Origin of the sequence: Lautropia mirabilis, from assembly GCF_900637555.1 — a bacterium.
Classification (GTDB): domain Bacteria; phylum Pseudomonadota; class Gammaproteobacteria; order Burkholderiales; family Burkholderiaceae_E; genus Lautropia; species Lautropia mirabilis.
On the sequence record NZ_LR134378.1, the window covers coordinates 2225487 to 2239722 of the forward strand.

The window sequence follows — 14236 nt, forward strand, 5'->3', positions numbered from 1 at the left end:
CAAGGTTCGACATGACCATTCAGCGAATCGTGTCCGGCGCCCATTACGGCCTGCGCGACTGGCTCGCCCAGCGCATCACGGGCCTCATCATGGCGCTCTACACCATCTTCCTTCTCTGTAGCGTCTGTACGCTGCCCCAGCTCGACTACATCTCCTGGTCGCAGCTCTTTCAGGGGCAGTTCATGAAGGTGGCCACCATGGTGGCCGTGCTGGCGCTCATCTACCACGCCTGGGTCGGCATCCGCGACCTGTACATGGACTATCTGAAAAACACGCTGGTGCGCCTGGTGCTCGAAGTGGGCACCCTCGTGCTGCTGACGGGCTACGCCTTCTGGGCAGCCTTCATCCTCTGGAGAGCATAAGGACATGGTCGACTATCTGAACAAGCTCTCCAACAGTCTGCCGCGCCGCAAGTTCGACGCGGTCATCGTCGGTGCCGGTGGCGCCGGCATGCGCTGCTCGCTGCAGCTGGCCGAGGCCGGCTACAACGTCGCCGTGCTCTCCAAGGTGTTCCCCACCCGTTCGCACACGGTGGCGGCACAGGGCGGCATCGGGGCCTCGCTGGGCAACATGAGCGAGGACAACTGGTACTGGCACATGTTCGACACCGTCAAGGGCTCCGACTATCTCGGTGACCAGGACGCCATCGAATTCATGTGCCGTCAGGCGCCCCAGGTCGTCTACGAGCTCGAGCACTTCGGCATGCCGTTCGACCGCAACCCCGACGGCACCATCTACCAGCGTCCGTTCGGGGGCCACTCGGCCAACCTGGGCGAAAAGCCCGTGCCGCGCGCCTGTGCGGCCGCCGACCGTACCGGCCACGCACTGCTGCACACGCTTTACCAGCGTAACGTCAGGGCACGCACCACCTTCTTCGTCGAATGGATGGCACTGGACCTGATCCGCAACGCCGAAGGCGACGTGCTGGGCGTGGTGGCCCTGGAAATGGAAACCGGCGAGGTCATGATCCTCGAAGCCAAGGTGACGGTGCTGGCCACCGGGGGCGCAGGCCGCATCTGGCAGGCTTCCACCAACGCCTACATCAACACCGGCGACGGCCTGGGCATGTGTGCCCGTGCCGGCATCCCGCTGCAGGACATGGAGTTCTGGCAGTTCCACCCCACCGGCGTGGCCAACGCCGGCGTGCTCATCACCGAGGGCGTGCGGGGCGAGGGCGGCATCCTGCTGAACAAGGACGGCGAGCGCTTCATGGAGCGCTATGCGCCCACGCTGAAGGACCTGGCACCGCGCGACTTCGTGTCGCGCTCGATGGACCAGGAGATCAAGGAAGGACGCGGCTGCGGCCCGCACGGTGATCACGTGCTGCTCAAGCTCGATCACCTGGGCGCCGAGAAGATCCTCAAGCGCCTGCCTTCCATCCGCGAGATCGCGCTCAAGTTCGCCAACGTCGATCCCATCAAGGAACCCATCCCGGTCGTGCCCACCATCCACTATCAGATGGGTGGCATCCCCACCAACTATCATGGTCAGGTGGTGGTTCCCAAGGGCGACAACCCGTCCAACGTGGTCCGCGGCCTGTACGCCATCGGCGAATGCGCCTGCGTGTCCGTGCACGGCGCCAACCGTCTGGGTACCAACTCGCTGCTCGACCTGGTGGTGTTCGGCCGTGCCGCCGGCAACCACATCGTCGAATCGGGCTTCAAGAACGAGAAACATCAGCCGCTGCCCGTCAACTCCGGCGACTTCTCGCTGGCACGCGTGGCCAAGCTCGACGGTTCCACCTCGGGCGAGCGGGTGCAGGACGTGGCCGGCGACATCCGCCGCGACATGCAGTCGCACTGCGGCGTGTTCCGTACCTCGGCGCTGCTCTCCGAAGGTGTGGGCAAGATCCTCAGCCACGTCAAGCGTGCCGAGGACATCCACCTGCGCGACAAGTCCCAGGTGTTCAACACGGCCCGTGTCGAGGCGCTGGAGCTGGCCAACCTGATCGAGGTCGCCAAGGCCACCATCATCTCGGCCGAGGCCCGCAAGGAAAGCCGTGGTGCCCACGCTCACAGCGACTATCCGCAGCGCGACGACGAGAACTGGATGCGTCACACGCTCTGGCATTCGGAAGACAACAGCCTCACGTACAAGCCGGTGGTGCTCAAGCCGCTCACCGTCGAGTACTTCAAGCCGAAGCCGCGCACGTTCTGATTCCGCATCCTTTCCATTGAGCATTGCGCGTCCGTGGCCTTCGGGTTGCGGACGCCGACCGACAAGGGCACAAAATGGCCAATACCGATCGTCGGAGAATGAAGTTCTCCATCTACCGTTTCGATCCGGACAAGGATCAGAAACCCTACATGCAGGACATCGAGGTCGAGCTGCTGCCGACCGACAAGATGCTGCTGGACGCGCTGATGCGCATCAAGGCTGAAGTGGACGAAAGCTTCGCCTTCCGTCGTTCCTGTCGTGAGGGCGTCTGCGGTTCCGACGCCATGAACATCAACGGCAAGAACAGCCTGGCGTGCATCACCAACCTGAAGACGCTGAAGGAGCCGGTGGTCCTCAAGCCGCTGCCGGGCCTGCCGGTCATTCGCGACCTCATCGTCGACATGACGCAGTTCTTCAAGCAGTACGAATCCATCAAGCCGTACCTGATCAACGACACCCAGCCGCCCGAGAAGGAGCGTCTGCAGTCGCCCGTGGACCGCGAGGAACTGGACGGCCTGTACGAGTGCATCCTGTGCGCGTGCTGCTCCACGTCGTGCCCGTCGTTCTGGTGGAACCCCGACAAGTTCGTCGGTCCTGCCGGCCTGCTGGCCGCCTACCGCTTCCTGGCCGATACGCGCGACCAGGCCACCAATGAGCGTCTGGACAACCTGGAAGATCCGTACCGGCTCTTCCGTTGCCACACCATCATGAACTGCGTCGATGTCTGCCCGAAGGGGCTGAACCCCACGCGGGCCATCGGCAAGATCAAGGAACTGATGGTCCGACGGACCGTGTAACGACGCCTGCTGCCGCAGGGTTGCTGTCCACGGGGCGTCCCCGGCAGTCTTCCTGTCCCCACCCGTCGTTCCCGCCGTCCAGCATCCGGACGGCGGACCTTTGCGCGGGCGGGGCGACAGGAGGCGCTGTCGGGACGCTCCTTTCCATTTTCGCCCCCCAGGGCGCGCCAATTGGGGAAAATACCGATGTCCGGCAACAATCACATCGCATCGCCCGAGGCAGACGACGAAGCTGCCGCCCGTTTTCGCCGACTGCGCTGGCGCACACGGCGCGGGCTGCTGGAAAACGACATCCTGCTCCATCGCCTGCTGGACAGCCGCGCCAGCCAGGGCTTTCTCGAATCCGAACTGCAGGCGCTCGATCAGCTGCTGGATCTGACCGATCCGGTCCTGCTGGACCTGATCCTGGAGCGCAGCCAGCCTGAAGGCGATCTGGACACGCCGGAAATCCGGGCGCTGTTGACCGAGATCCGGGCGCTCTGAGGGAAACCCCCTGTCCTCTGAGGGAAACCCCTGTCTCCTGCATCTTGCGCTTAAGGGCTAAGATTCGGTAACGGAGCAAAAGCCGGTAGGCGCCATCTCCGCCTTGCAGTGCGCCGACTGCCCTCATGGTCCGGCCCCTGTCCTGATATCACTTTGGAAGGAAGACAATGACAACCGCCAAACCTGCCTACACCGCATCGCTGTCGTTCTCGGATGGTTCCGCCGGCACTGAGTTCCCGGTCTACAAGGGAACCACGGGGCCGGATGTCATTGACATCCGCAAGCTTTACGCCAATACCGGCAAGTTCACCTTCGACCCCGGCTTCATGTCCACCGGGGCCTGCGAATCCGCCATCACCTACATCGACGGTGACAAGGGCGAGCTGCTGTATCGGGGCTATCCCATCGAGGATCTCGCCAAGCACTGCGACTACCTGGACGTCTGCCACCTGCTGCTGAAGGGCGAGCTGCCCTCGCCCCAGGAGAAGGCCGACTTCGACTACGTCGTCACCCACCACACCATGCTGCACGAGCAGATGGTCCGCTTCTTCAGCGGCTTCCGTCGTGACGCCCACCCGATGTCGGTGCTGGTGGCCAGCGTGGGTGCACTGGCTGCGTTCTATCACGACTCGCTCGACATCAGCAAGGAAGAGCACCGCCACGTGGCCTCCATCCGGCTCATCTCCAAGATGCCGACACTGGTGGCCATGGCCTACAAGTACTCGCAGGGCCAGCCCTTCGCCTATCCGCGCAACAAGCTCAGCTACACCGCCAACTTCATGCACCTGATGTTCTCGACGCCCTGCGACGAGTACGTTCCCAACGAGGTGCTGGTGCGTGCGCTGGATCGCATTCTCATCCTGCATGCCGACCACGAGCAGAACGCCTCCACTTCCACGGTGCGTCTGGCCGGCTCGTCGGGTGCCAACCCGTTCGCCTGTATCGCCGCCGGTATCGCGACCCTGTGGGGCCCGGCGCACGGTGGCGCCAACGAGGCCGCACTCGTCATGCTGGAAGACCTGCTGGCCAAGGGTGGTGTCGACAAGATCGGCGAGTTCATCAAGCAAGTGAAGAACAAGGAGTCCGGCGTCAAGCTGATGGGCTTCGGCCACCGCGTCTACAAGAACTATGACCCGCGTGCCAAGCTGATGCAGGAAACCTGCGCCGAGGTGCTGACCGAGCTGGGTCTGGAGAACGATCCGCTCTTCAAGCTGGCCCGCAAGCTCGAGCAGATCGCGCTGGAAGACGATTACTTCGTCTCCCGCAAGCTCTACCCGAACGTGGACTTCTACTCGGGCATCGTTCAGCGCGCCATGGGCATCCCCACCAGCATGTTCACGGCCATCTTTGCCATGGCTCGTACCGTGGGCTGGATTGCGCAATGGAGCGAGATGCTGGGCGATCCCGACCAGAAGATTGGCCGTCCGCGTCAGCTCTACATGGGCCAGACCAAGCGGAAGATCACCACGCCGTCCACCAAGCTGGGCACCCACAGCTGGGAGTCCTCGCCGCACTAAGCGACGACGTGGGGCAGGGCGCATTGCCGCAAGGCTGCGCCCTGACACAAAGAGAAACGGCACCCTTGAGGTGCCGTTTCTGCTTTTCAGGGGCAAATCCTTCCCCTGTACTAGGCGCTGATGGATGGGCCTCCATGTTCGGGACTGAATCGGATCCATGCAACATGGCAGGTTCCCGGTTTCAGAACACCGTCCCGTTCAGCCTCATCCATGATGGCAGACCCTTGATGCATGAGGGACGCCATTTGGAGGCGGTCATTTCACCTCGGCAACTGGAACTCCCCGCTGCTGGCCAGCAGCACCCCGTGATCGGCCGCTTCCTGCAGGAAGGCGGCATGCTGCTGCTCGAAGCCCGAGACCGGACTCATGCAATCGGTCAGCAGCACGAAGTGCTTCAGGTTCTCGGCAGGCAGATGGGCAAACAGATCCCGCGCGGTGTAGGCCACGCAGTGGCTGCTGGCTTCGCCGGCAATCACGACCTGATCGGCGGCAGCAATCCGTTCCAGCAGCGGCATGTTCAGCTGGGTGCTGGGGTCCTGCGGGTCGGGCACTTCGGCCTGCAGGGCACTGTAGTGTTCGGTGTAGGGGTTCGTGCCCTTGATGACCGACATGGCAGCGCGCTGGCGTTGACGCTGCCAGCGCTCCAGGGCCCCCAGGACCGCATGATGGATGCCATGCCCCCAGCTGCCCAGCTGACAGTGCACGGGCCAGACCATGTGCGTGTAGCGTCCCCGCGCTTCCAGCGCTTCCAGGTAGTTGAGCGCGTAGGCCTGCAGGGCAGGATCGGCCGTGCGAAACTGCCCCGAGCGCACCGAGGCGGCCGTGATGGCCGTGAACGCCGCCACCTCGCCCCCCTGACCGGTACGCCAGCAGTCCGGATGGGCAATATCGAAGTACTGATGGGAGTCCAGTGTCACGACGATGTCGTCGATGTGATCGGCATTCTCGTCCAGCCAGGAGGCCAGGCGGCGCATGTCGGCATGGGCGCCGGGCACGGGCAGCGAGGGAAAGATCAGCTGACCGGAAATGCTGTCGGTCCCGGCAGGCAGGTCACAGAAATCGTTCTGCGGATCGACGATCAGTACCAGGGTGGACGGATTCATGGAGTCCCTTTCAAGTAGACCGGCGATTGTAAAGTATGCCGATTTTTCCCGGAAAGCCTTTCATGACCCAACACGGTGCCTTGATCTGGCTGAGAGGACGAAGTCCTCCTGGCCCGCACAGGGAGCGGCACCACGGAAGATCAGCGTCCCACACACGCACGACCACGCAGGCCATGAAACGAGAAAGGGGCCCCCTGATGGAGCCCCTTGAAGGGATGCCTGTTGAATCCGGCTTCCGGACGGCAGGAGACTGGCACGCGGCCTGCCGGCAGGATCGGCGGGAATCAGCCTACGCCCAGCACGGCCCCCAGGATGTGCACCATCACGATCTTCAGGATCGTCATCGACGGGAAGATCATGGCATAGCCGATATCGGGCTTGTCGGTGCCCAGTGTACGGCTGGTGAAGGCGATGATGGCAGGGTTGCCGGTGGCACCCGACATCACGCCGGCCGCCATGTCGAAGGGCAGCTTGAAGACATGCAGGGACAACAGCAGCACCACCAGGCTCAGCACGGTCACGAAGACGATGCCCACCAGCAGGTAAACGCCACTGTGGGTGACAGTCTGCACGAAGGTTTCGCCCGAGGCCATGCCCACCTGCGCCAGGAAGAGCGACAGGCCGAAGTTGCGCAGCGCCAGGTTGGCAGGTACCGGCATCGTCCAGGTGATGCGGCCGGTCTTGCGGATCTTGCCCAGGATGAGGGCCACCAGCAGCAGGCCGGCAAAGCCCAGCGAGAAGTGGCCCAGTCCCGGCAGGTAGATGGGAATGGCGCCCAGCCCCAGACCCAGTGCAGCCCCCAGGCCGATTCCGATGAAGCTGATCTCGCCGCTGGCGCGCACCGAGTCGCCAAAGACGCGCCGCAGGTCAGGGATGTGGTCGATATGGGCCAGCACGCCGATCTGGTCGCCGACCTCCAGCGTCAGGTCCAGCGTGACGCTGATGTCCTCGTCGACACGCCGCACATGCAGGAAGCTGGTCTCGAAGTCCAGCATCCGCTTGACCTCACGGATGGTCTTGCCGGCCAGCTTGGTGTTGGAAACGAAGAGCCGCAGATAGTCCAGCTCGCCGTGGCTGCGCCGGAAGGTATCGCCCACATGCTGGCCCAGCATCTTCTCGGCCTCGGTCATGCGCTCGGCGTCCACGCCGGTGATCAGCACCACGTCACCCAGCTGCAGCGGCCCGTGCACCTCGGCCGAATGGGCCTGACCGTCGCGGTAGACGGTCGAAGCCGCCACGCCCTGGGGCAGCCAGCTGGCCAGCTCCAGCAGGGTCTTGCCCACGACGTAGCCGTTCTCCACGCGTACCGCGTGCATCTTCAGCGAAATGCGCTCCTGTGGCGCGATCCGTGGACGGAAAAAGGCGTTGTACAGGCCGATGACCAGGATCGGGATGGCCACCCCGAACGGGTAGGCCACTGAGTAGCCGGTGGCGGGCAAGTTGTTGCCGGTCAGCGCCATGGCCGCCTGCAGCGACGAGGTGCTGGTGCCGGCGCCGGCGAAGACACCCAGCGTTTCGGGCAGCGAGATGTCGGGGAACAGCCAGACCGTGGCGACCGTCATCAGGGCCATGATCACCACGCCGATGATCGAGGCGGCGTTGGCCCGCAACCCCACCGGGCTGGTCAGGCCGTCAAAGAACTGCTTGCCGTAGGCCAGGCCCACCCCGTACAGGAAGAGCAGCAGCCCCAGTGACCCGAGCGCCGAGGGCATGGCCGATGCCGGGGCAAAGGCGCCGACCGCCAGTGCCACGAACAGCACGGCCCCCGAGCCCAGTGAGAAACCCTTGATGCTGACGGCGCCTACTGCGTGTCCCAGCGCCATGGTGGCAAAGAGTGCCAGCATGGGCTGGTTGGACAGGAAATTCGCCAATTCCGACATGTGGCCCCTCCAAGGCAGGCTAGCATGTCAGCATTGTGAACTATTTTCAAAAACGGCGCCGTCGAAACCGAGGCCGGCCGGGGGCAACCGGCCGGAACAGGGTATCAGCCCAGCGTGGCGAAGAGGTCGTTGAGCGCCTCGGCCATCGTCGGGTGCGTGAAGATCTGGTCCTTCACGTAGCGGGCCGGGATGTTGTGGTCGATCGCCATCTTGAAGAGGTTGATGACCTCATGGGCCTCGGCGCACAGCAGCGTCACGCCCAGGATGCGACCCGTATCGGCATCGACCACCGCCTTGAGCAGCCCGTCGGTCTGACCCAGCACCTTGGCCTTCGGAATTGCCATCGCCTTCATCGTGGCCACCCGGATGTTGCGGCCGGCGGCGCGGGCTGCACTCTCGGTCATGCCGACGTGACCCAGCGGCGGCTGCGTGAACACGGCCGTCGGGAAGACGGCACGGTCGGCGCGGCTACGCTGGCCGCTGCCCAGCAGCTGGTCACGCACGATGCGGTAGTCATCCAGCGAAATGTAGGTGAACTGCGGGCTGCCCGCCACGTCCCCCATGGCCCAGATGTGCGGGGCGGCGCGCAGGTGGTCGTCGGTCTCGATGAAGCCGCGTGCGTTGGTGCGCACCCCGGCACGCTCCAGCTGCAGCCCGTCGGTATTGGGGCGACGGCCAATGGCCAGCAGCACGGCATCGGCGTCGAAGCGCCCGCCATCCGTCACCACCGTGGTCTGATCCTTGCCCTCGGCGCTCTTCGTTTCCTCGAAGTGCGTGATCTTCGCGCCCAGCACGATCTTCACGCCACGTGCTTCCAGAATGCGGCGCATCTCGTCGGCAATGTCGCGGTCCTCGCGCGGCAGGAAGGTGTCCAGCGCGTCGATGACCGTCACTTCCGTGCCGAAGGCCCGGTACATGAAGGCAAATTCCAGACCGATGTAGCCACCGCCGACGATCACCATCCGCCGGGGATGGGCCTCCAGCGACAGCACGCCGGTGCTGTCATGGATCCGGGGGCCGTCCACGCCAGGGATCTTCGGCACCACCGGCAGGCTGCCGGTATTGATGAAGATGCGCTCCGCGCGGATGGCGCGCTCCCCCTGCTCGCCGGCGTCACCCACGGCGCCGGTGACGATCACGGTGTTGGCATCCTCGAAGCGTGCACGGGCGTTGATGACGCGCACCCGCTCCATCTCGTCCAGTTTGGCGAAGTTGGCAGCGCGCAGCTTCGGGATCAGGCCATTCTTGGCCTTCATGGCCGCCGCAAAGACGTCGGCCCCCTCGGTGGCGCAGGCGGCGCGGCGCTCGCCTTCCACCAGCAGTTTCTTGGACGGGATGCAACCGATGTTGATGCAGGTGCCCCCGTACATCTGGTCGGAAGCCTCCACCAGGATCACGTCCTGGCCATGCTTGGCCAGGTCGGCAGCCAGCGTCTTGCCGGCCTTGCCGAAACCGATGATGAGGTTGGTTGTCTGAAGCGTTTGCATGATCATTCTGCCTTGATTGAATGCTTGTCGGCCGTGCGGTCGAAAATGGGCGGACGGGGAAGGGGATGCGGTCATCTCCGCACCACGGGCGCCACGGTGAAATAGTCTTTTACACTGCGAGAACTGCTTTTGATTTAATTATTCTATAACTCCTGACAAGCCCCTTCTGACACGTTCTGACGTTTCGGCGCCTCGCAGCTGCCGTTCGTCCGGTTCCGTTCAGGAGACAAGGTGATCGTGTGCATCCGTCAGCCACCGCACGACATCCAGCCCATATCCCCATCGGCGTGTCTGTCTTCCGGAGAATTTCGCCGGGCGCCCACGCTTGCGGGACAATAGGGCGCACAACCCCACCAGACAGGGAGTTCGAGTGGACTACAAGGATTACTACAAGATCCTCGGGGTCGAGAAGACCGCGAGTGCCGACGAGATCAAGAAGGCCTATCGTCGGCTGGCACGCAAGTACCACCCGGACGTCAGCAAGGAACCCGATGCGGCCGAGCGGATGTCCGAGATCAATGAGGCCAACACGGTGCTGTCCGACCCCGAGCGGCGTGCCGCCTACGACCAGCTGGGTGATGCCGGCCAGTTCCAGCAGGGGGGCTTCCAGCCACCGCCGGGCTGGCAGGGTGCGCAGAGGGCATCGGGCTTTGGCGGATTCGGCACCCATCGGGGCGATGGCTTCGAGGACGGTGCCGGCTACAGCAGCTTCTTCGAGGAGCTGTTCGGTCGTGGCCAGGCCTTCCGGCGTGGCGGCCAGCCGCACGACATGCGGGGCGCCGACCAGCACGCCACCATTCAGATGACGGTGCCCGAAAGCTACAGCGGCACGAAGCGCACACTGGCGCTGCGTACCGTCGAGCTGGATGACGAGGGCCATGCGCACGAGCGCGTGCGCGAGCTGGAAGTGAGCATTCCGAAGGGCGTGCGCGAAGGGCAGATGATCCGCCTGGCCGGCAAGGGTCAGCCCGGCATGGGCCATGGGCCCGCGGGCGACCTGCTGCTGGAGGTGAAGTTTGCCGACGACAGGCGCTGGCATGCCGAAGGCAAGGATGTGTACCAGCAGGTGCACGTCACGCCCTGGCAGGCCGCACTCGGTGGCCCGGTCGAATTCCACACCCTGGCCGGCACCTTCCAGATCAGCGTTCCGCCCGGCAGCCAGTCCGGTCGCAAGCTGCGCATCCGCGGCAAGGGCCTGCCGGCCAAGGAGCCGGGCGACCTGTACCTGGTGCTGGAGATCACCGTACCCGTGCCCACCACCGATGCCCAGCGTGAAGCCTATGCCGCCCTGGCCAGGGCATTCGGCAACCCGACGAATCGAGAGGACAGCGCAGCATGAACGACAAGGTCTTTTCCGACGACTCCGGCCACATTGAGGTGCTGGAGCAACACAGCCTGACCATCACCCAGTTCGCCAATGCCTGCAACGTGAGCGAAACCTGGGTGGTCCAGCGCGTGCACGGCGGCGTTGTGGATCTGGCCGGCGAGGGCGATGCCAGCCCCGGTGCCGATGTCCAGGCCTGGCGCTTTCCGGGTCATGGCATCGTGCGTGCCCGGCGCATTGCCGACCTGGAGCGCACCTTCGATGCCGACCCGCAGCTGGCCGCCCTGACGGCCGACCTGATGGATGAAGTGGGCCGCCTGCGCGCCCTACTGCGACTGCCGCGTCAGTCGTCGCGCTGAATCCGCCGTCGGTGGGGTTCCGGCCACAGGGCGCTACGGGTTATCCCTGAAATGCCCCGCTGGCCGGCCGGAAGCCCCTGATCGCGGTGCTATTATGCGGACTGACTTTTCAGTCTCGCTGGGCCGGACGGACGGACCGGCCGGTTGCTGCATGCAGGTCCTGGAAGCCAGGACCGCATGTGATCCGGGACGATTCTCCCCGGCACGACTTCAACGAGAAACTCGTTTGACAGGTGAAGCAAACATGATGAGCGCCTTTCGCCAGAACTCGTACCTGTTCGGCGGCAATGCCCCTTTCGTCGAGGAGCTGTACGAAAGCTACCTCGCCAATCCTGCCTCGGTCGATGAGACCTGGCGTGCGTACTTCGACAACCTGCAGTCGCTGCCCGCGTCCGATGGCAATCCCGAAACCCGCGACGTGGCCCATGCGCCGATCGTCCAGTCGTTCGCCGAGCGTGCCCGTGAAGGCGCGCTGCAGCCCCAGCAGATGGGCGGCGACGTGGAAACGGCCCGCAAGCAGATCTACGTTGCACAGCTGATCGCCGCCTACCGCGGTCTGGGTTCGCGCCACGCCGACCTCGACCCCCTGAAGCGCCGCGAACGCCCCGAGATCCCCGAGCTGTCGCCGTCGTTCTACGGCTTCACCGAAGGCGACCACGCCCACATCTACTCGGCCGCCAACACCTTCTTCGGCTTCGAGAGTGCACCGCTGCGCGAGATCGTGCAGGCGCTGCGCGAAACCTACTGCGGCTCCATCGGCGCCGAGTTTATGCACATGTCCGATCCGGCCGCCAAGCGCTGGATCCAGGAACGCCTCGAATCCGTGCGCGGCCGCTTCAGCTTCAGTGCCGAACAGAAGAAACGCATCCTTGAGCGCCTGACCGCCGCCGAGGGTCTGGAGCGCTACCTGCACACCCGCTACGTTGGCCAGAAGCGCTTCTCGCTGGAAGGCGGCGAGAGCTTCATCGCCGCCATGGACGAACTGGTCCGCGAGGGTGGCAACCATGGCCTGCAGGAAATGGTCATCGGTTCGGCCCACCGCGGCCGCCTGAACCTGCTGGTCAACGTGCTGGGCAAGATGCCCAAGGACCTGTTCGCCGAATTCGAGGGCCGGCATGCGGCCGATCTGCCCAGCGGTGACGTGAAGTACCACCAGGGCTTCTCCAGCGATGTCTCCACCCCGGCAGGTCCCGTGCACCTGTCCCTGGCCTTCAACCCGTCGCACCTCGAGATCGTCGGCCCCGTGGTCGAAGGCTCCACCAAGGCGCGCCAGGTGCGCCGCGGCGACCGTGACGGCTCCGACGTGCTGTCGGTCGTGGTCCACGGTGACGCGGCCTTCGCCGGCCAGGGCGTCGTCATGGAGACGCTGAACCTGACCGAGACCCGTGGCTACAGCACGCGCGGCACGGTGCACCTCGTCATCAACAACCAGATCGGTTTCACCACCTCCGACACGCGCGACTCGCGTTCCACGCTCTACTGCACCGACGTGGTCAAGTCCATCGAGGCACCGGTCTTCCACGTCAACGGCGACGATCCCGAAGCCGTGGTCTTCGTCACCAAGCTGGCGCTCGACTACCGGATGAAGTTCCGCAAGGACGTGGTCGTCGACATCGTCTGCTTCCGCAAGCTGGGCCACAACGAGCAGGACACCCCGTCCGTCACCCAGCCGCTGATGTACAAACGCATCGGCGTTCACCCCGGCACCCGCAAGCTGTACGCCGACCGCCTGGAAGCTCAGGGCACCATCGAGAAAGGCTATGCCGACCATCTGGTCACCGCCTTCCGTGACGCCATGGACGCCGGCAAGCACACGGTCGACCCGGTCATCACCAACCACAAGCGCTTTGCCTCCGACTGGAGCCAGTTCCTCAACCGGAAATGGACCGACGCCGGCGACACCGGCCTGCCCATCAGTGAGCTCAAGCGTCTGGGTGAGCGCATCACCCAGGTGCCCGAAGGCTTCAAGCTGCACCCGCTGGTCCAGAAGGTCGTTGCCGACCGCCGCGCCATGGCGCTGGGCGAGCAGCCGCTGGACTGGGGCATGGCCGAGCACCTGGCCTTTGCCTCGCTGGTCGCCGCCGGCTACCCGGTGCGCCTGTCCGGTCAGGACTCGGGCCGTGGCACCTTCTCGCACCGTCATGCCGTGCTGCACGACCAGAACCGCGAGAAGCATGACCAGGGCACCTACATCCCGCTGCAGCACGTCACCGAGGATCAGGCCCAGTTCATCGTCATCGACTCGGTGCTCTCCGAAGAGGCCGTGCTGGCCTTCGAATATGGCTACGCCAGCGCCGAGCCCAACAGCCTGGTGATCTGGGAAGCCCAGTTCGGCGACTTCGTCAACGGCGCCCAGGTGGTCATCGACCAGTTCATCTCCTCGGGCGAGACCAAGTGGGGGCGTGCCTGCGGCCTCACGATGATGCTGCCGCACGGCTACGAAGGGCAGGGACCCGAGCACTCCTCGGCCCGTCTGGAGCGCTTCCTGCAGCTGTGCGCCGAAAGCAACATGCAGGTGCTGCAGCCCACCACGCCGGCGCAGATCTTCCATGCGCTGCGTCGCCAGCTCATCCGCCCGTTCCGCAAGCCGCTGGTGCTGATGACGCCCAAGTCGCTGCTGCGCCACAAGGAAGCCGTCTCGCCGCTGAAGGAACTGGCCAACGGCCGCTTCCAGACCGTGCTGGGCGACACCGTGGCCGATCCGTCCAAGGTCCGGCGCGTGGTCTTCTGCAGCGGCAAGGTCTACTACGACCTGCTGGCCGAGCGTCGCGCCCGCGAGCTGGAGAGCGAGGTGGCCCTGGTGCGCATCGAGCAGCTCTATCCGTTCCCGCACAAGGCCTTCGAGGCCGAGTTCAGCCGCTATCCGAACGCCACGCAGATCGTCTGGTGCCAGGATGAACCGCAGAACCAGGGTGCCTGGTTCTTCATCCAGCATCACTTCCAGGAAGTCCTGAAGGACGGGCAGAAGCTGTCGTATGCGGGTCGTCCGGCCTCGGCTTCGCCGGCCGTCGGCTACTACGACAAGCACTTTGCCCAGCAGAAGGAACTGCTGGACAACGCTTTCGGTGGTGCCGGCCGCACCAAGGGCGGCAAGGACAAGCACTGATCCTCCCATCTGACGGGAACCCC

General features: G+C 64.6%; 11 protein-coding genes. 8 read left to right on the top strand and 3 right to left on the bottom strand.

The genetic code is table 11. From position 1 onward, the window contains the following. The first annotated feature begins 11 nt into the window (after positions 1-11). From sdhD to gltA, 5 genes are all read left to right on the top strand, one after another. Entirely contained in the window at positions 12-362 is a 351-nt protein-coding gene (gene sdhD, locus EL249_RS09110; RefSeq protein WP_005672956.1) for a succinate dehydrogenase, hydrophobic membrane anchor protein, read from the top strand. 4 nt (positions 363-366) lie between these two features. Beyond that, the gene (gene sdhA / locus EL249_RS09115; RefSeq protein ID WP_005672955.1) at positions 367-2157 is read left to right on the top strand and encodes a succinate dehydrogenase flavoprotein subunit; all 1791 of its coding nucleotides are present in this window, start codon (positions 367-369) and stop codon (positions 2155-2157) included. Positions 2158-2231: 74 nt separating this feature from the next. Continuing rightward, positions 2232-2954, top strand: a complete 723-nt coding sequence (locus tag EL249_RS09120) for a succinate dehydrogenase iron-sulfur subunit (RefSeq protein WP_005672954.1) — start codon at positions 2232-2234, stop codon at positions 2952-2954. Positions 2955-3140: 186 nt separating this feature from the next. Beyond that, positions 3141-3437 carry a succinate dehydrogenase assembly factor 2 gene (locus EL249_RS09125; RefSeq protein ID WP_005672953.1) on the top strand — a complete coding sequence of 99 codons (297 nt, stop codon included), beginning with the start codon at positions 3141-3143 and terminating at the stop codon, positions 3435-3437. Between the two features lie 167 nt (positions 3438-3604). Continuing rightward, complete coding sequence (gene gltA / locus EL249_RS09130; protein ID WP_005672952.1) at positions 3605-4954, top strand: citrate synthase; 1350 nt, start codon at positions 3605-3607, stop codon at positions 4952-4954. A gap of 260 nt (positions 4955-5214) precedes the next feature. Here gltA and EL249_RS09135 read toward each other — a convergent pair whose 3' ends face one another. From EL249_RS09135 to EL249_RS09145, 3 genes are all read right to left on the bottom strand, one after another. Beyond that, positions 5215-6057, bottom strand: coding sequence for a cysteine hydrolase family protein (locus EL249_RS09135; RefSeq protein ID WP_005672951.1), 843 nt, complete (start codon positions 6055-6057; stop codon positions 5215-5217). Between the two features lie 284 nt (positions 6058-6341). After that, complete coding sequence (locus EL249_RS09140; RefSeq protein ID WP_005672948.1) at positions 6342-7937, bottom strand: aspartate:alanine exchanger family transporter; 1596 nt, start codon at positions 7935-7937, stop codon at positions 6342-6344. Between the two features lie 104 nt (positions 7938-8041). Beyond that, the gene (locus EL249_RS09145; RefSeq protein ID WP_040530884.1) at positions 8042-9424 is read right to left on the bottom strand and encodes an FAD-dependent oxidoreductase; all 1383 of its coding nucleotides are present in this window, start codon (positions 9422-9424) and stop codon (positions 8042-8044) included. Positions 9425-9794: 370 nt separating this feature from the next. Here EL249_RS09145 and EL249_RS09150 point away from each other — a divergent pair, with 370 nt between their 5' ends. The 3 genes from EL249_RS09150 (at position 9795) to EL249_RS09160 (ending at position 14213) form a co-directional block, all read left to right on the top strand. Next, positions 9795-10763 (top strand): DnaJ C-terminal domain-containing protein, encoded by a 969-nt coding sequence (locus EL249_RS09150; protein ID WP_005672946.1) that lies wholly within the window; start codon positions 9795-9797, stop codon positions 10761-10763. Continuing rightward, complete coding sequence (locus EL249_RS09155; RefSeq protein ID WP_005672945.1) at positions 10760-11107, top strand: chaperone modulator CbpM; 348 nt, start codon at positions 10760-10762, stop codon at positions 11105-11107. The genes EL249_RS09150 and EL249_RS09155 overlap by 4 nt, the downstream gene beginning before the upstream one ends. Positions 11108-11351: 244 nt before the next feature. Next, positions 11352-14213: a 2-oxoglutarate dehydrogenase E1 component gene (locus tag EL249_RS09160; protein WP_005672944.1), complete on the top strand. Its 2862-nt coding sequence runs from the start codon at positions 11352-11354 to the stop codon at positions 14211-14213. The last annotated feature ends 23 nt before the right edge of the window (positions 14214-14236 follow it).

Coding starts and splice junctions, on each gene's coding strand:
- sdhD (WP_005672956.1), top strand. CDS start 12: ATGACCATTCAGCGAATCGTGTCCGGCGCCCATTACGGCCTGCGCGAC.
- sdhA (WP_005672955.1), top strand. CDS start 367: ATGGTCGACTATCTGAACAAGCTCTCCAACAGTCTGCCGCGCCGCAAG.
- EL249_RS09120 (WP_005672954.1), top strand. CDS start 2,232: ATGGCCAATACCGATCGTCGGAGAATGAAGTTCTCCATCTACCGTTTC.
- EL249_RS09125 (WP_005672953.1), top strand. CDS start 3,141: ATGTCCGGCAACAATCACATCGCATCGCCCGAGGCAGACGACGAAGCT.
- gltA (WP_005672952.1), top strand. CDS start 3,605: ATGACAACCGCCAAACCTGCCTACACCGCATCGCTGTCGTTCTCGGAT.
- EL249_RS09135 (WP_005672951.1), bottom strand. CDS start 6,057: ATGAATCCGTCCACCCTGGTACTGATCGTCGATCCGCAGAACGATTTC.
- EL249_RS09140 (WP_005672948.1), bottom strand. CDS start 7,937: ATGTCGGAATTGGCGAATTTCCTGTCCAACCAGCCCATGCTGGCACTC.
- EL249_RS09145 (WP_040530884.1), bottom strand. CDS start 9,424: ATGCAAACGCTTCAGACAACCAACCTCATCATCGGTTTCGGCAAGGCC.
- EL249_RS09155 (WP_005672945.1), top strand. CDS start 10,760: ATGAACGACAAGGTCTTTTCCGACGACTCCGGCCACATTGAGGTGCTG.
- EL249_RS09160 (WP_005672944.1), top strand. CDS start 11,352: ATGATGAGCGCCTTTCGCCAGAACTCGTACCTGTTCGGCGGCAATGCC.